Source organism: Bradyrhizobium denitrificans (assembly GCF_013179005.1).
GTDB classification, from domain to species: Bacteria; Pseudomonadota; Alphaproteobacteria; order Rhizobiales; family Xanthobacteraceae; genus Bradyrhizobium; species Bradyrhizobium denitrificans.
The window spans coordinates 21,890-38,404 of the sequence record NZ_JABFDP010000031.1; the positions used below are offsets into that span (position 1 = coordinate 21,890).

The 16,515-nt window shown below is 66.9% G+C and carries 14 protein-coding genes; 5 read left to right on the forward strand and 9 right to left on the reverse strand.

The genetic code is table 11. The annotated features are described in order from the left end of the window. Window positions 1-199: 199 nt before the first annotated feature. Together HL671_RS29755 and HL671_RS29760 are read left to right on the forward strand one after the other, a co-directional pair. The gene (locus HL671_RS29755; protein ID WP_172241380.1) at window positions 200-1,054 is read left to right on the forward strand and encodes an MJ0042-type zinc finger domain-containing protein; all 855 of its coding nucleotides are present in this window, start codon (window positions 200-202) and stop codon (window positions 1,052-1,054) included. Between the two features lie 54 nt (window positions 1,055-1,108). Beyond that, a complete protein-coding gene (locus HL671_RS29760; protein WP_012041467.1) occupies window positions 1,109-1,489 on the forward strand; it encodes a response regulator in 381 nt (126 codons plus the stop codon). 949 nt (window positions 1,490-2,438) lie between these two features. On the opposite strand, the gene HL671_RS29765 is transcribed toward HL671_RS29760, so the two are convergent. The 7 genes from HL671_RS29765 to HL671_RS29795 form a co-directional block, all read right to left on the reverse strand. After that, window positions 2,439-3,608 carry a mandelate racemase/muconate lactonizing enzyme family protein gene (locus tag HL671_RS29765; protein WP_172241233.1) on the reverse strand — a complete coding sequence of 390 codons (1,170 nt, stop codon included), beginning with the start codon at window positions 3,606-3,608 and terminating at the stop codon, window positions 2,439-2,441. Between the two features lie 34 nt (window positions 3,609-3,642). Beyond that, window positions 3,643-4,347, reverse strand: a complete 705-nt coding sequence (locus HL671_RS29770) for an SDR family NAD(P)-dependent oxidoreductase (RefSeq protein WP_172241236.1) — start codon at window positions 4,345-4,347, stop codon at window positions 3,643-3,645. Further along, complete coding sequence (locus HL671_RS29775) at window positions 4,344-5,414, reverse strand: ABC transporter substrate-binding protein (protein ID WP_172241239.1); 1,071 nt, start codon at window positions 5,412-5,414, stop codon at window positions 4,344-4,346. Before HL671_RS29775 ends, HL671_RS29770 begins: the two co-directional genes overlap by 4 nt. Before the next feature lie 18 nt (window positions 5,415-5,432). Further along, window positions 5,433-6,272 (reverse strand): ABC transporter permease, encoded by an 840-nt coding sequence (locus HL671_RS29780; RefSeq protein WP_172241242.1) that lies wholly within the window; start codon window positions 6,270-6,272, stop codon window positions 5,433-5,435. Beyond that, window positions 6,265-7,092, reverse strand: a complete 828-nt coding sequence (locus HL671_RS29785) for an ABC transporter ATP-binding protein (RefSeq protein WP_172241245.1) — start codon at window positions 7,090-7,092, stop codon at window positions 6,265-6,267. Before HL671_RS29785 ends, HL671_RS29780 begins: the two co-directional genes overlap by 8 nt. Before the next feature lie 78 nt (window positions 7,093-7,170). Continuing rightward, window positions 7,171-8,115, reverse strand: coding sequence for a dihydrodipicolinate synthase family protein (locus HL671_RS29790; protein WP_012041461.1), 945 nt, complete (start codon window positions 8,113-8,115; stop codon window positions 7,171-7,173). A 25-nt stretch (window positions 8,116-8,140) separates the two neighbouring features. After that, window positions 8,141-8,956 carry an IclR family transcriptional regulator gene (locus tag HL671_RS29795; RefSeq protein ID WP_172241248.1) on the reverse strand — a complete coding sequence of 272 codons (816 nt, stop codon included), beginning with the start codon at window positions 8,954-8,956 and terminating at the stop codon, window positions 8,141-8,143. Between the two features lie 229 nt (window positions 8,957-9,185). Here HL671_RS29795 and greA point away from each other — a divergent pair, with 229 nt between their 5' ends. Both greA and HL671_RS29805 read left to right on the forward strand, forming a co-directional pair. Then, a complete protein-coding gene (gene greA, locus HL671_RS29800) occupies window positions 9,186-9,668 on the forward strand; it encodes a transcription elongation factor GreA (RefSeq protein ID WP_012041459.1) in 483 nt (160 codons plus the stop codon). Window positions 9,669-9,695: 27 nt separating this feature from the next. Next, a complete protein-coding gene (locus tag HL671_RS29805; RefSeq protein ID WP_172241251.1) occupies window positions 9,696-10,160 on the forward strand; it encodes a metallophosphoesterase family protein in 465 nt (154 codons plus the stop codon). 55 nt (window positions 10,161-10,215) lie between these two features. Here the strand turns inward: HL671_RS29805 and HL671_RS29810 are convergent, their stop codons facing one another. Then, the gene (locus HL671_RS29810; protein ID WP_172241254.1) at window positions 10,216-12,564 is read right to left on the reverse strand and encodes a phosphocholine-specific phospholipase C; all 2,349 of its coding nucleotides are present in this window, start codon (window positions 12,562-12,564) and stop codon (window positions 10,216-10,218) included. Window positions 12,565-12,756: 192 nt separating this feature from the next. Here HL671_RS29810 and HL671_RS29815 point away from each other — a divergent pair, with 192 nt between their 5' ends. Continuing rightward, window positions 12,757-13,632 (forward strand): MurR/RpiR family transcriptional regulator, encoded by an 876-nt coding sequence (locus tag HL671_RS29815; protein WP_083780607.1) that lies wholly within the window; start codon window positions 12,757-12,759, stop codon window positions 13,630-13,632. A gap of 38 nt (window positions 13,633-13,670) precedes the next feature. On the opposite strand, the gene HL671_RS29820 is transcribed toward HL671_RS29815, so the two are convergent. After that, window positions 13,671-16,337: a TIGR02302 family protein gene (locus tag HL671_RS29820; protein ID WP_172241257.1), complete on the reverse strand. Its 2,667-nt coding sequence runs from the start codon at window positions 16,335-16,337 to the stop codon at window positions 13,671-13,673. Window positions 16,338-16,515: the final 178 nt, after the last annotated feature.

The window sequence follows — 16,515 nt, forward strand, 5'->3', positions numbered from 1 at the left end:
GACAGTGTGCACGGCCCACCCGCCAACAATAAGTCCGGCGGTACGATGACCCGATTGAGCGCCCGTTATGGTTTCCGGTTCGTTAATGGTTTCCATGTACCATTGCGGAGATTGAGTTCCGAAGTTCGTCAACATGGCGGTTCTTGTAGCACGAACTGTCGGAAACAAAGCGGCAATGGCCGCCGGAGATAAAGGCGCGATGTTCATCGTTTGCCCCCATTGTACAACGTCCTACGCCATCGATCTGGCAACCCTGGGTATGGCCGGCCGTAGCGTACGCTGCGCGCGTTGCAAGGAGGTATGGCTGGCGAGGCCCGAGGACGCCGTCGAGGCTCCGGCCCCGGTTCCGGCCATGGCCGACGCCGCCAGCGCGGCTGCTCCCCCGCCCGACCCGGCCGACGAATGGGAGGCGCTGGCGCGCGAGGAGGAGGACGGACAGCCGCCGCAGGTGGACAGTCCGCCCTTGGCTGCCGGCTGGCCGGAGGATGCCGCCGAACAGGCGCAGGCCGAGACAGAGGATGCGGAGCCGGAGACGCAAGGCAAGGCCTCCCGCCTGGCCCGATTTGGCAAGCTCATCAGGCGTCCCACGCTGCCGAATTTCCCCGGCAAGAGGATTTTCGGCCTGCCGGCGCTGACCGCTGCGATGGCGGCGCTCTGCATCGCGCTGGTGGTCTGGCGCGCCGACGTGGTGCGGTTGCTGCCGCAGACGGCGTCGTTCTACAAGCTCGCCGGGCTCGAGGTGAACCTGCGCGGCCTCTCCTTCAAGGACGTGAAGGTGGCGACCGAAACCGTGGACGGCAAGCCTGTGCTGGTGATCGAGGGGGCGATTGTGAGCGTCACCAAGAAGGCGGTCGACCTGCCGCGTCTCCGCTTCAGCGTGCGGGACGCCCAGGGCACCGAGATCTACGCCTGGAATACGCTGCTCGAACAGAGCGCGCTGAAGCCTGGCGAGCGCACGACGTTCAAATCGCGCCTGGCCTCGCCCCCTCCCGAAGGCCGCAATATCGATATACGATTCTTCAACCGGCGCGATCTGGCCGCCGGCAGTGCATGATGGTTCCGGTCTCGCGGGTCTCGCGCGGGACCCATGAGACGGAGATGAAACGACATGTCGCGCGTGCTGATCGCCGACGACGAAGAATCGATGCGGACGCTGGTCGCGCGCGCCATCGCCATGGATGGACATGAGATCGTGACGGCGCAGGACGGGGCCGAGGCGCTCGACATCCTCACGCGCGAGAACGGCGCCTTCGACCTGCTGCTGACCGACATCCAGATGCCCATCATGGATGGCATCGCGCTGGCGCTGTCGGCCGCGCGCGACTATCCCGACCTGGTCATCCTGCTGATGACGGGCTTTGCGCATCAGCGCGAACGCGCTTCCAACCTGCAGGCGATCGCCCATGACGTGATCACCAAGCCGTTTTCGGTCGCCGACATCCGTACCGCGGTCGCCGACGCCCTGGCGTCGAAGGCGGCCAAGGCGTAGCACATGCGCATCGCGCGCCGGAGGCGACGCTTTGGACGGCTCTGGCATGGCGGATCTGCTGACAGCTGCGATCCTCGCTGACGCGCCAATCTCCGCTGTCGTCTCGGCGAAAGCCGCGATCGATAAACACCCATGGTGATCGGGAGGCGATGCCGGTCCACCATCCTGCGCCATCCCATCTCCCTGTGGTGGTGGGGTCCCGGATTGGCGCCCCCACTGTGCTTGCGCGCGTTGACGGCTTGCCCGGGAAGACATGGGCGTTTGAGGCACGCGCGACGACCCCAGCTGCCGCTTCGCGCCCCTCGCATGGTCGTCGAACGCATATAACCCTCTCGCCTCCGTCATTGCGAGCGCGGCAAAGCAATCCAGAGTCGTGAGCGGGATTCTGGATTGCTTCGCCGCGCTCGCAATGACGCCTGAGCTGCCATCTCGTTTCCCAACTCATCCAGTGGATATGCGCCCGCATTCCCGCGGCATGTCCATGCCCAGCTCTGCTAATCTGCGTCGCCCTCACAAGAGTCGAAGGGCGCAGGGAATGCCGGGCGAAGGCCTCGTCCATGGCCCGCCTGCGGAAAGACATGCAGGCGGCAGGTACCACAGGTTCAGCTGACAATCCGGCATTCCCTGCGCGACGGGTTTACGGCTGCTTCGCGATCTCCCCGGTGCGCCGCCCGCCGACACAAGGCCTCACGCTGCGACAAACTGGCTCGACGGGCAGTTGGCGCAACGCCGTCATGAGCGAACTGCCCGTCGGGCGGATGACCACGCGCTCCGCACTCCGTGTCGCCCCGGGCAAGTCCGGCACGCGCAGCGTTGACGAGCGCCGACCTCGGACACATGCGCCGCGGCAAATGGGGCTGGGCGACATCGAACGGCCATCCTGCCTCGAACATCTCCCGGTGGTTATGAGTCCGGAATCTGCGCGCTTGTCCGGGACGATACCCTCGCCTCACGCACTGAGCGCGCGCATCTCGGCGTAGAGATCGGACTTGCCCTCGAAGCCGATGCCGGGGAGGTCTGGCATGGTGATGTGGCCGTCGATCACCTTGACGCCGTCGGGGAAGCCGCCATAGGGCTGGAACAGGTCCGGGTAGCTCTCATTGCCGCCGAGGCCGAGGCCGGCGGCGATGTTGAGCGACATCTGGTGACCGCCATGCGGGATGCAGCGGACTGGCGACCAGCCATAGGTCCTGAGCACGTCGAGCGTGCGCAGATATTCGCAAAGGCCATAGGACAGCGCGCAGTCGAACTGCAGCCAGTCGCGATCGGGGCGCATGCCGCCATAGCGGATCAGGTTGCGCGCGTCCTGATGGCTGAACAGGTTCTCGCCGGTCGCCATCGGCCCGGGATAGAAGTCGGCGAGCGTCGCCTGCAGATGATAGTCGAGCGGATCGCCGGCCTCTTCGTACCAGAACAGCGGATAGTCGCGCAGCATCTTGGCGTAGGCGATCGCAGTCTCCAGGTCGAAGCGGCCATTCGCATCGACCGCGAGCTGATTGTTCGGACCGATCTCGGCGAGCACGGCCTCGATGCGCTGGCGATCCTCGTCGATTGGCGCGCCTCCGATCTTCATCTTCACGACAGTGTAGCCGCGCTCGAGATAGCCGCGCATCTCGCGGCGCAAGGCCGAGAGGTCCTTGCCCGGATAATAATAGCCACCGGCGGCGTAGACGAATACGCGGGGATCAGCTTTGCGGTTATGGCGCTCGGCGAGCAGACGGAACAGCGGCTTGTCGGCGATCTTCGCCACCGCGTCCCAGATCGCCATGTCGAGCGTGCCGACCGCGACCGAGCGCTCGCCATGACCGCCCGGCTTCTCGTTCATCATCATCGCCGCCCAGGCCTTGTCGGGGTCGATGTTGTCTTTCGTTGCATCAAGCAGCGAGGCCGGATCGGCCTCCAGCAGGCGCGCACGAAACCGCTCGCGGATCAGGCCGCCCTGGCCATAGCGGCCATTGGAGTTGAAGCCGTAGCCGACGACGGGGCGGCCGTTGCGCTCGACATTGGTGATGACCGCGACCAGGCTCGACGTCATCTTGGTGAAGTCGATATAGGCGTTGCGGATCGGCGATGAGATCGGCTTCGTCACCTCGCGGACGTCGACGATACGAACGGTCATGGTCATTCTCCTGGTCGTGGTCGCACGCGCCGCGTCAGAGGGAGGCACCTGCGCAGATGGTGATGGTCTGTCCGGTGATCGCGCTCGCCTCCGGGGACAGCAGAAAGGCGGTGAGCGCGGCGACCTCGGCGGGATCGACGAAGCGGCCCATCGGCGGCAGCACCGGCGCGGTGCCGGCGCGGCTGGGATCGCGCAGGAACGGCGTGTCGGTGGCGGCGGGGGCGATCACGTTCACGGTGATCCGGCGCGGCGCGAGCTCGATCGCCCAGGACCGCGCAAGGCCGGTGAGTGCGGCTTTGGTGGCCGCATATTGGCTGCGGCCGGCAGAGCCATTGGCGGTGCGGCTGCCGATCAGCACGATGCGTCCGCCCTCGCCCATATCAGGCGCCAGCGCATTGGCCAGCGCCTCCGCGGCACCGACATGGACTTGCCACATGCCCTCGCCGCTGTCAGGCATGAGCTCGCCGAGCCGGCCGACACGCATGTAGCCGGCGGCATGAACGAGCGCGGTCACCGTGCCGAGGTCCGCAAGCTGCGCGATCAGCGCGTGCGGCTCCGCCAGATCAGCCTGCAGGCCGACGAAGCCGGCATGCGTCCAGTCCGGCGGCGCGCGGTCGATGCCCGTCACATGCCAGCCACCCGCGAGCAGGCGCTCGGCAATGGCACGGCCGATGCCGGAGCTGGTGCCGGTCACCACCGCGTGGCGCGCGGAACGACGTTCGTGATCCCCCGCCGTCATCCCTTGTACGCAGCCGCCTCGGCCTTGACCTTCACCGCATCGAAATTGTTGATCTTGTCGATCAGCTCGTTGGTGTAGAGCGCAGCATAGTCCTTGATGTCCAGCCCGTTCATCGCCGCTTCGGTGCGGAACTCCTGCTCGTTGATCGCGCCCATCTGGGTGTTGGCATAAGGCGGCGCGTAGAGCTTGATGCGCCGACTGATCGACTGCAGCACAGCCTTGACGGCTTCGTCCTCGCTGGCGCCACGCGGCGCCGTCTCCGGGTACATCTTGAGAAACGCCCTGGCGCCGGCAGCGGGATTGGCGAGCAGGAACTGCGATGCCTTGCACACCGAACGGCCGAAGCCGATCAAGAGATTCCTGTCCTTCTCGAAAGTCTGAGGCATCGCCATGAGGAACTGGCCGCCGACCATCGGGATCGTGGTCGGGCGCTGCAGGTAGCTCATCTCGATGCCGGCGGCCTCGATCTGGCCAAAGCCAGTATCGAAATAGGCGAGTGCATCGATGACGCCACGCTGCAGCGCGACGCCGGCCGGCGTGCCGTTGCCGACCGCCACCCAGCTCACATCCTTGTCCGGATCGAGGCCGAGCGCCTTCAGCACGTTCCTGGTGACCGGATATTCGGTGGCGCCGAAATCGGACACGCCGATCTTCCTGCCCCTCAGATCCGTGTAGCTCTTGAGTGCCGAGCCGGGCGGCACGGCAATGTCCCATTTGTAGGGGTACGTGTACTGATAGAACAGTTTCGCGCCGCTCCATTCGCCCTTGGCGAGCAGCGGCAGCGCCGTCGACGGCACGCCGACGCCGATTGTGACGGAGCCGCGATCGGTCGCGACCTGGACGCTGGCGTTGGTGCCGAGCGCCTGCACGTCGAGCGAAAAGCCCTCCTGCGCGTTGTAGCCGAGCGCCTCGCCGATCACGCAATTGATGACGGTGGCGTTGAGCGCCTTCAGCCCGACGCCGAAGCGAATCTTCTTCGCGTCCGCTGCCATCAGGCCGGCCGGTGCGCCACTCATCAGCAACGCCGCACCGGCGCTGCCCGTCAGGAATGACCTGCGCGAAATCATGTTCGTTCCTCCCGGTTTTTATTTCTTTCGATTGGCGCCCCAATGCACGACCTTGGCCTCGCACCAGCGCACGATGCCGTGCAGCACGATGCCGAGCACGCCGAGAATGATCAGCGCGGCGAACACGCCGGCGACGTCCGACACCGCCTGCGCCTGGGTGATCACGACGCCCATGCCGCGCTGCGCGCCGAGAAATTCGGCGACGATCGCACCGAGCAGCGCATAGACGACGGCCATGTCGAGTCCGGCGAAGATGAAGGGCGCAGCGTTGGGCAGCTTGACGATGCGGTAGGTCTCGAGCCGCGACGCCGACAGCGAGCGCATCAGATCGATGCGCTCCGGCTCGACCGCGCGCAGCCCCGTGAAACTATTGATCAATACCGGGAAGAACGACAGCAGCGCCGAGATCGCGATCTTGGAGCCGTCGCCGAAACCGAACCAGATCACGATCAGCGGCGCGATCGCCACCTTGGGAAGGCTCTGCAGCGCGAACGCATAGGGCATCACGAGACGCTCGATCGCCTCGACCTCGGCCATCAGCGAGCCGATCACGAGGCCGAGCCCGACGCCGATGGCGCAGCCGACCGCGGCATTGCTGAGCGTGCTCCACAGCGGCAGATAATAGCCGAGCGGACTGGCGGGGCTGACGGCCAATCCGGACCACAATGCGCGGACCACCGCTTCGGGCTTCGGCAGGATGTAGGATGGGATGTTCAGCAGCTTGACCGCGGCGATCCAGCTCAGGATCAGCACGGCAAGACCGATCCAGGCGATCGGCGAACCGAGACCGAGACGGCGGCTGGGCTTTGTCGGCTTCGGGGTCATGGCGGGCGCGGCGATGTTGGCAAGGTCAGTCATGGCCGTGCTCCTGCGCGTTCAGGAGTCCGCGAACCTCCTTGGCCAGCCGCGCATAGTCCGGGTGCAGGACGATGTCGTCGAAGGTCCTGGGCCGCGGGATCGGGACGTGCAGATCAGCGAGGATGCGGCCGGGGCGCGCCGACATCACGATGACGCGGTCGGCGAGGAAGATGGCTTCCGAGATCGAGTGTGTGATCAGCAGGATGGTCTTGCGGTTCTCCTGCCAGATGCGCTGCAGCTCGAGGTTCAGGCGCTCGCGCGTCAGCGCATCGAGCGCACCGAACGGCTCGTCCATCAAGAGGATCTCGGGATCGCGCGCCAGCGCGCGGCAGATGCCGGCGCGCTGCTGCATGCCGCCGGACAGCTCGTAGGGATATTTGTCGCCGAACTCGCCGAGGCCGGTCACGGCGAGCAGGCGCTCGATGCGGTCGGCCGCGGGCGCATGCTTGCCGCCGACACGCAGCGGCAGCCGCACATTGTCGCGCACCGTCATCCACGGCAGCAGATTGGCGGCCTGGAACACCACGCCGACCTTGCGCGAGGGACCTGCAACCGCCTCGCCGTCGAGCAGCAGGCGGCCGTCGCTATAACCATCCAGCCCAGCGAGCAGCCGCAGCAAGGTGCTCTTGCCGCAGCCGGAGGGACCGACGACGCAGACGAACTCGCCTGGCTTGATGTCGAGCGAGATCCGGCTCAGCGCATGCACCGCCGCGCCCGAGGCTGAGACGTAGGTCTTGGACAGCTGGTCGATCGCGATCAGCACGTCATCCGGCGCGGCAGATGGGCGCGGGGGCGTATTGTCGACATCCATCATCAGCATGAGCGTCGTCCCTGGATTTGTTTTGCTTGTCGTTCGTCATCGCAGGCAGCCGGGCCCGGCCGCCTTGTCGTCGAAAGCTCAGGCCGCAGCCTGCACCGTCAGTCCGGCCGCGGCGACTGCGGCGCGGATCGCCGCCATCTCCTCGGCGCTCGGCGCATGCGTCGGCGGGCGCACCGTGGCGTCGCGGATGACGCCGGCGACCTGCATCGCCGCCTTCATCCGGCCATGCGCCTCGCCGGTCGGCTCGCCCGCGCCGTAAACGGCATCCTTCAGCGGATCGATCATGCTCTGCAGCTTCATCGCGAGCTTGAGATCGCCGGCGACGACCGCGGCAAACAGATCGTGGATCAGATCGGGGATCAGCGAGGCGAAGCCGACCAGCGCGCCGTCGACGCCCTGCACCATCGAGGCCAGCAGATATTCGTCGTGGCAGGTGAGCAGCGCCTTGTGCGGCGCCGCAGCGCGGATCGCCTTGAGGTCGCGGGCGTATTTATTCATCTCGCGGGTGCCGATCTTGAACGCCTGCACATGGTCGAGGCGGGCGAGCTCGGCAAGCAGCTCCGAGGAGAACGAGGCGCGGGTCCAGGCCGGATAGACGTGCACGATCAGCGGCAGCTTCGTCGCCTCGCCGATCGCGCTGAAATAGTCGAGGCAATGCTCGCGCTTGAAGCCGAAGCGCAGCCAGTGATGCGGCGGCATGATGTCGAGCGCGGCGGCACCGGCCTCCTTGGCCATCAGCGCGTGCTCGATGCCGTCCTTGATGCCCTCGCAGACGACGGAAGAAATCGTCGGGCAGATGCCGGTGAGCGCCTTGGCGACAATGCGCGTGACCTCGGCGCGCTCCTTGGCGGTGAGGCTGAACACCTCGCCGGTGTGGCCGTTGGTCATGATGCCGACGATGCCGCGGCGCTTGCCGAGCCAGGCGGCGTAGCGCGACAGCTCGGCCTCGTCGATCGAATGGTCGGCATCGAAGGGGACGGCGATCGCCGGTATGATCCCCTTGAAGTTGGTCATGACGCTCATCGCGGGCTCCTCATTGTTCGGATGGTCATCGGTTCGAGACGGTCGCGACGGCGCCGCCCATGGCTTCGAGCGCGCGCGACAGCTGGGCCGCAGTGCGGAGCAAAGGCGCCACGCCCATGCGCTCGAACGCCTCGGCCGATATGCGCATGGTCGGCGCGGCGACGCTGATGGCGGCGAGCGGCACTCCGTCACGATCGATCACGGGCGCGGCAAGCACGCACAGCCCCGGCGCATTCTCCTGATTGGACAGTGCGTAGCCGGCGGCCTTCACCTGACGCAGGCGCTGCAGCAGCGCGTCGAGATCGGTGATCGTGGTCTCGGTCCGCTTGATGCGCGGCTGCGCCTCGAGCACGGCGACCTGCGTCTCCACCGGCAGCAGCGACAGAAGCGCCTGACCGACGGCAGTGGAATAGACCGGCGCGCGGCTGCCGATGCGGACGTCAACCCCGAGCCGGACAAGGCCGGCCTGGATGCGCTCGACATAGACGATGTCGCTGCCGTCGAGCACCGCGAGCGAAGCCGCCTCGTTCATCTCACCAACCAGGCTGCGCAGGATCGGACGCGCCTGATCGCGCAGCTCTGAGCGTGCGATCGCGTTGAAGCCGAGGTCGAGACATTTCAGCGTCAGGCGGAAGCGTCTGGTGTCCCCGACCTTCTCGACATAGCCGAGCATCACCAGCGTGTTGAGCAGGCGGAATGTGGTGCCCTTGTCGAGCGCGGCGCGGCGCGCGACGTCGGCGAGCACGAGCTCCGGCTCCTCGCTGGTGAACGCGTTGAGCACCTGAAAACCCTTGGCCAGCGACTGCACGACGCTTTTGCAAGCCTTGCTGTCCTCGTCCACGGGACGCTCCGACGTTTCCTAAGGGGACCCGCCTTGACGGCGAGCTTTCTGATTTGCTAAGGTTCGGATTGCGAACTTAAGTTCGTATATCTAAGCGTCCAGAGCTTCCGCTGTCAAGCCGGCGAAGACGGCTTGCGCGCGCGTGATCGGACGGCTTGAAATCCGCCCACGTCGCATGATCTCTCCCCCAATGGCCGCGCCGTGCGGCTCGTTGCAGGAGTCGCCCCGCGTGAGCGTCGCATTCACCAAGGAAGAGAGCGCCGAGACGGCGGCCGAAACGCAGCTGCCCGACCGGCCGGTGTCGCCGCATCCGAACCTGGTGACCGAAGCGGGCCTGAAGGCGCTCGAGGATCAGCTGCACCAGGCGCAGGCGGCCCATGAGGCGGCGCAGGCCATCGAGGACGTCAACGAGCGCCGCCGCGAATCCGCGCTGCCGTTGCGGGATGCGCGCTATTTCGCAACACGGCTGCGGACCGCGCAGGTGATGCCGCAACCGAGCTCGACCGAGACGATCGCGTTCGGCAGCACCGTGACATTCGAGCGTGGCGACGGCCGCGTGCAGACCTATCGTATCGTCGGCGAGGACGAGGCCGATCCGAAGCGCGGCATGATTTCCTATGTTTCGCCGGTGGCGCGGCTGTTGATGGGCAAGTCGGTCGGCGACGTCGTCGAAATGTCCGGCCAGACGATCGAGATCACCGCGATCGCGTGATGCGGCCGGTGATGGCGGCGAGAGATCATGCGGACGATCGGGATCATCTCCGACACTCACGGTCTGTTGCGGCCAGAGGCGGAGCAGCGTCTGGCCGGTGTCGCCCACATCATTCACGCTGGCGATATCGGCCGCGCGGAGCTGATCGCGCGGCTTGGCCGGATCGCACCGGTCACCGCGATCCGCGGCAACATCGACACGTCGGACTGGGCAAGGGCGTATCCTGATACCCGGACGGTGCAGCTGGAAGGCCGCTCCTTCCACGTCGTGCACGACGTCCATGACCTTGAGATCGATCCCGCAACGTCGGGCATCGATGTCGTCATCTACGGCCATTCGCATCGCGCGCGAGTCGAGACACGCGACGGCGTGCTCTATCTGAATCCGGGCAGCGCCGGACCGCGCCGCTTCAAGCTGCCGATCACGCTAGCGATCCTGGAGGTCTCCGCGGGCGGCCTGTCACCCGTCATTCACGACCTCGGCAGCGGCTGAGACACATGAAAAGGGCGCCCGCAGGCGCCCTTCCCAACGGCCTAGGATGTGCTTGTCAGAAGCAATCATCCAGCGCCATGCCGGGGTCGCTGAACGACGGCCGGCCGGTCTCGACGTGGCCTGCGACGCGGCGATAGAAGCTGTCGTCGCTGTCGCTGGTGACGACGAAATCGTACCACAGGCCCGACTTGCGCAGATGCCAGTACAGCTCCTTCGGGCGCCCCGGCCCGGACACTTTGAGCTCCCACTCCGTGGCGGCACCGCCATGGCTGGGTCCGGGGAAGAAGCTCGGCGCACCGAAGCCGAAGCCCGGCGCATCGAAGTCGGGAGCCGGACGGAAGCCGGGCACCGCGCCGAAGCCCACCGGATGGAAGCCGGGCTGCGGACCGAAGCCGGGGCATTGCGGCTCCAGCGCAGCCGAGATTGCAGCGGTGACCGCGCGCAGCGGCCCGTAGATCTCGTTGGACTGCACCGTGAAGTGCAGGTGACCATGGCCGTCGTTGCGCAGTTGCATGTGCAGGCCGCCATCATGGACGTTGTAGCCGACGAAGATCTCGGGATTGGCGGCGTGCGCCTGCTTCACCTTGCCGAGGTCGCCCTTGAAATGACGGTGGAAGCCGTTCGGGCCGAGCACCCAGAGATCATACAGCCCATCATTGCCGACGCTCCATTCGTCGTCGAGCATCTTGCCGGCCTCGACCGTGTAGCGCCGCGGAATGAGGTCGAGATGCAGCTTGTCGTAGACGTGGAACACCGCTCCGGCGAAGCCGGTGTTGGCGAACAAGAGCTTCACCTTGCCGCCGGCCGGATCGACCTTCGACGTGGCGTGCAGGATGTAGGGCAGCGGGCGCGAATAGCGCACGCCGGTTTCCTGGAACAGCGGCTGCGGCGTGGCGGGCGCGACCGGCGCCGGCAAGGTCTTCTGATGCGCGTCCGACTCCTGCCAATTGCTCTGGTCGGGCAGTTCCGGGAAGCACGGATCGTTGGGGCTGGCGAAGTCGAACGCCGAGGTGAGATCGCCGGACACGGCGCGATGCCACGGGCTGATGGCCTCGACCTTGATGCCGAAGCGCTTCTCCAGGAAGCGGCCGACCGAGGTGTGGTCGAACACCTGCGAGTTGACCCAGCCGCCCTTGCTCCACGGCGACACCACATACATCGGCACGCGCGCCGACAGGCCCCAGGGCCGGATGTTGCCGCTGATCCTATCCGCCGCCGTCAGGACGTTGCCGACGGTGTTGGAGAAATACTCGCCGTCGAGCGGCAAGGTCGCCTTGCCCATCAGCTTGCCGCTCGCGTCGTAGGACGGCACCGCCGGCGCCGGCAGATGATCGAAGAAGCCGTCATTCTCGTCGAAGGTGAGGAAGAAGACGGTCTGGCTCCAGACCTCGGGATTGGCCGTCAGCGCTTCCAGCACCTGGTCGGTGAAATTGCCGGCACGGGTCGGGCTGCCGCCGCCAGGGTGCTCGGAATTGGCCTGGGTCGGCAGGATCCACGACACTTGCGGCAGGGTGCCGGCCATCACGTCGGCCTTGAGGCGATCGAGATAGTCCGGACCGCCGGTCAGGCCGTGCACGTAGTTCGGATCGCCGGGCTGGGCGTGGCGGAAACTGGAGAAGGCCAGGCAGCCATGCATCGCGCCGGTCCAGTTGTCGTTCATGTCCTGATAGATGTGCCAGCTGACGCCGGCCTTGTTCAAGAGATCCGGCAGCGTGTCCCAGTTGAAGTCGCTGCCGACATATTTGTAAGTAGCCTGCGGCTGCGGCTGGCCGGCCACCCAATTATGCGGATTCGGCCAGCAACGCAGATTGTTGGGCTCGGCGTCGTTCGTGGTGCAGTTGATGCCCTGGGCGCGCAGCGCCGGGTTGAAGTTGGAGCCGGACCAGAACACGATGCGGTTCGGGTCGGTGCCGGTGGTGATCGAGGCGTGATAGGCGTCGCAGATCGTGAACGCCTCGGCGAGCGCGAACTGGAACGGAATGTCGTCGCGGCCGAAATAGCCCATCGCATAGGGCGTCTTGTACTTCGCCCAATAGCCCATCTTGCCCTGGTTCCAGGCGGCCTGGCTGTCGCCGAAGGAATGCGGCGTGCCGTAGCCGACCAGCGCGTTGGAGGTGGCGGAGTCGCGGTGATAGGGCGGAATCTCGCGGGTGCCGTCGGACTGGAACCACACCGGCTTGCCGCTCTCGAGCGGAATCGGGAAACGATCACCAAAGCCGCGCACACCGCGCAGCGTGCCGAAATAGTGGTCGAAGGAGCGGTTCTCCTGCATCAGGATCACCACATGCTTGACGTCCTGGATGGTGCCGGTCCGGCGCCGCGCCGGAATGGCCAATGCCTGACGGATACTGGCGAAGGCAGCTGCCGCCGTGGCGCCTGCGAGAAAATCGCGACGTGTTGTCATGTCGTTTCGGCCCTATGAAATCCCTGGGACAACGGATTCTGGACGACGGGAATGACCGCCCTCCGTTCGAGAACAGCCGAGGCGTAGCAGTGTGACTTGACGTTGCTGTGAAAAATTTATTTAGAAAATGATTCTGGATGAGATTTTCTCAGTCTCCGATAGAACAATGGTGGCATGGAGAGCGAGGCGAGAATGGTGGGGTCGACGTTCAATTCAGCACCATCGGTGAACGGCATCCTGTCGCGCATCCGCGAGTTGCTGCCCGAGCTGCCGCCGAAGGCGAGGCAGATCGCCGAGCTGATCGCCGCGCAACCCGAGCCGTTCGTCCACAAGTCGATCACCGAGGTCGCCGAAGCCTGCGATGTCAGCGAGGGCACGATCGTGTCGTTCTGCCGCCGCGTCGGGGTGCGCGGCTTCCAGGAGCTCAAGATCATGCTGGCGCGTGATCTGATCGAGCCGGTCCGCCTGATCCAGGAAGACCTGCATCGGGGCGACGATCCGGCGACGGTGACCGACCACATCTTCGCCGCCCATGCCGCCTCGCTGCAGGAGACGCGCCGCCTGCTGTCGATGGAGGCGCTGGCGGAGGCGACCAGGCTGCTGCGCGAGGCGCAGCGGATCGAGATCTATGGCATCGGCAGCTCGGCGCCGATCGCGCAGGACCTGTCCTATCGGCTGCTGCAGCTCGGGCTCGCGGCCAATGCCATCGTCGATTCCCATGTGCAGGCGGTCAGCGCCGGGATGACCGGGCCCGGTGTCGCGACGGTCACCGTGTCGCATTCCGGCAGCACGGTCGAGACCGTGCTGGCGACGCGGCTGGCGCAGGCCGCCGGCGCACGGACCATCGGCATCACCCGACTCGGCAAGTCGCCGCTCGCGGCGCATTGCGAGGTGCTGCTGTACACGGTCGCGAACGAGACCCGCTACCGGCCGGAGGCGATGAGCAGCCGCGTCGCGCAGCTTGCGATCATCGACACGCTGGTCAGCTGCTGCGCCCTGACCGACACCGAGCGCTCGGTCGGACGGCTGCAGCATGCCGCGCGGATCCTGTCCGAGAAGCGCTACTGACGCCGGCGCGGACCTCCGGCCGCGCGCCGGAGACGGCCTCAATAATCCTTCAGCAGCCGCTCGATGTAATCGAGCTCGACCTGCGGCCGCGACGGATCGGCGAGACGGCGGCGCAACTCCTCGAGAATGCGGCGGACGCGCTGGACGTCGATCTCGCCGGGAATCTTCTGCGAGAAATCGTCGATGTCGCGGGTGTTCGGCAGCGGCCGGCCGAGCGGATCCGTCGGGCTGTTGGCCTGCCGGCCGCGGCCGTCACGCGCGCCCTGGCCCGGCTGGTCGCCGTCGCCCTGCTGCATCGCATCGGCCAGGCTCTGCGCGCCCTTGCGCAGCGCGTCCAGCGCCTTGCCCTGCGATTCCACCGCGCCATCGGCATTGTTGTCGCCGAGCTGGCTGCCGGCATCGCCCATCGCGCCATCGGCCTCGTCGAGGCCGTCGCCGGCATCCCCCTGGTCGCCTTGATCGCCCTGCTCGCCTTGCTGACCCGGCTGTCCCTTCTGGCCTTGCTGCCCCTTCTGGCCCTTTTCGCCCTTCTGGCCCATGCCGCGCTTGGCGAGCTGCTCCTGCAGCTGCTTGAGGCGGTCGCGCAGCGCCTGCTGATCCTGCTGCAGGTCGCCCATGCTCTGGTCCTGGTCGCCCTGCTGCTGTTTACCGCGGTTGCGGTCGCGCCGCGAATCCTGGCCCTGCTTGAAGGTCTTGTCGCGGAGCTGCTGCTGCTTGCGGATCATGTCGCCGAGCTCGTTGAGCGCCTGCTCCATGTCGTTGTCGCCGCCCTGGTTGGGCTGCGCCATCTGCAGATTCTCCAGCATCTGCTGCAGCTGTTCGAGCAGCTCGCGCGCGCCCTCTTTGTCGCCCTGCCGCGACAGCCGCTCCATGCGGTCGATCATGTTCTGCAGGTCCTGCTGGCGCAGCATCTTGGTGTTCTGATCGAGCGGCCGCTGCGCCATCTGCGGATTGTTGCGCAGCTGCTCGGCGAGCTGGCGCATGTAATTGTCCATCGCCCGGCGCAGATCCTCGGCGAGCTTCTTGATCTCCTCGTCGCTGGCGCCACGCTCCAAGGCCTGCTTGAGCGCGTCCTGCGCGGCGCGCAGCGCCTTGTCGACATCGGAGATGTTGCCGTCCTCGATGGTGACCGCGAGCGCCCACAGGCTGGCCACGACCTCGCGCAGCGCGTCGTCGGTGCGCGCCGCCTCGAGCTGGCGCGTCACCGAGCGCAGGCCGAGATACTGGCCGGGCTCCGGCGTGAACAGCTCCGGCGCGATCGCCAGCGCGTCGAGCGCCGTGAACACCTCACTGTTGCGGTTGGCGTCGAGCGCCAGGACACGGCGCTGCTCGATCAGCGCCCGCGCCAACGGCTTGGTGAACAGCCGCTCCGGCAGCTTGGTCTCGAACGGCTCGCTCTTGCCCTCATTGCCGGCCTCGTCCTTGGCCGTCAGCGTGATCGCGACGTCGGCGCCGGCATAGGGATCCTCGCTGAGATCCTTGACGGTCTGGCCGACCCCGTTGCGGGTGCGGGCGTTCGGCAGCACCAGCGGAAACTCCGGCGGCTGGAACAACGGCCGCGCTGCCGCCGCATTCGCCGTGCTGTCGGGCGCCTTGCCCTCGGACGCCTTGCCGTCGGCCGGCTTGCTCTCGGCGGGACGCGCGACGATCTGGGCCCGCGCTTCGGTGACGCCGTAATCATCCTCGAGCTTGTAGGACAGTTTCAGCGAGCCGCGCGCCTGTCGCTCGGGGTCCTTGGCCATGCTGATCACCGGCGGCCGGTCCGGCGTCGCCGCGAACACCCATTGCGGCTGGCCCGAAGGCGCGCGCACATGGGCGGTGCCGTCGGCCTTGATGGTGAAATGCCGTTCGGTCGCGCCCTTCGGCGCGGCCTCGCCGGCCGCGATCTCGCCGGGCGCGGCTTCGGCGACGCCGCCGCTGGTCACCACGTCGAGATTGCCGCCGCTGGAGCGGATGATGAGCGTGCTGCCGGCCGGCACCACGATCGGACCGTTGGCCGGCACCGCGCCTTCCTTGTTGGCGGCGGAGAGAATGATCGGCGGCTTGGCGGTGTAGAGCGGCGGCTTGATCCAGGCATCGACCCGGATCGTGACCGGCGTCATCACGCCGTTCCAATCGAACGCCGAGGCGATGCGGATCCGGCGTTCATCGCCGGCGGCAAAATAGGTCGCGACCAGCAGCACGATGACCAGCGCGCGCACCGCCCAGGGATCGTGCAGCGACAGCCGCGGCCGCGGCGTGCCGGCGCGGATGCGCTTGACCGAGGCGAGCGTGCGCTCGCGCTGCGCCTGCCACAGCGCCTGTGCGATCGGATCCCGGCTCGACAGCGTGTCGCTGAGCGCCGTGGCGGGACGGTGGGCGATGCCGGAGCCGCGATCGAGCCGCGTCAGGCCCTCGTCGCGGGTCGGCCAGCGATAGCGCAGCATCGGCAGCGCCGCGCCGACCAGAAGCAGCAGAAACAGCACGATGCCGACGGCGCGGGCGGCGAATGGCAGGCCGAGCCAGAGGCCGGCCCAGGACACGATCAGGAACAGGCCGATCACCGTGAGCAGCCGCGCCAGATGCGGCCAGCCACGCTCCCAGGCGATAGCGAGACGGGCCCGCTTGAGCGCCTGCGTCAGCTTGAGCCGCGCAAGGCCATCGTTGGCCAGCCCATCGGGGGTGCTGCTTGCCGGCCGCGCCGGCTCGGGGGTCTCGCCGCTCAACGATGTCTCCAGGTTGCCCGGACCTAGACGCTAACACAAAGGCGCCGGTGAGGCACCCGTTCCCCAGCCACTTTCATGCCATCCCAGGCCGTCCACACGGGAGTGTGACCGAACGGGTTCCCGGAAAGCTACGGGGGGCGCGCTGGCGGGCCTCATGGTTCGAGACGCGCCGCAAGCG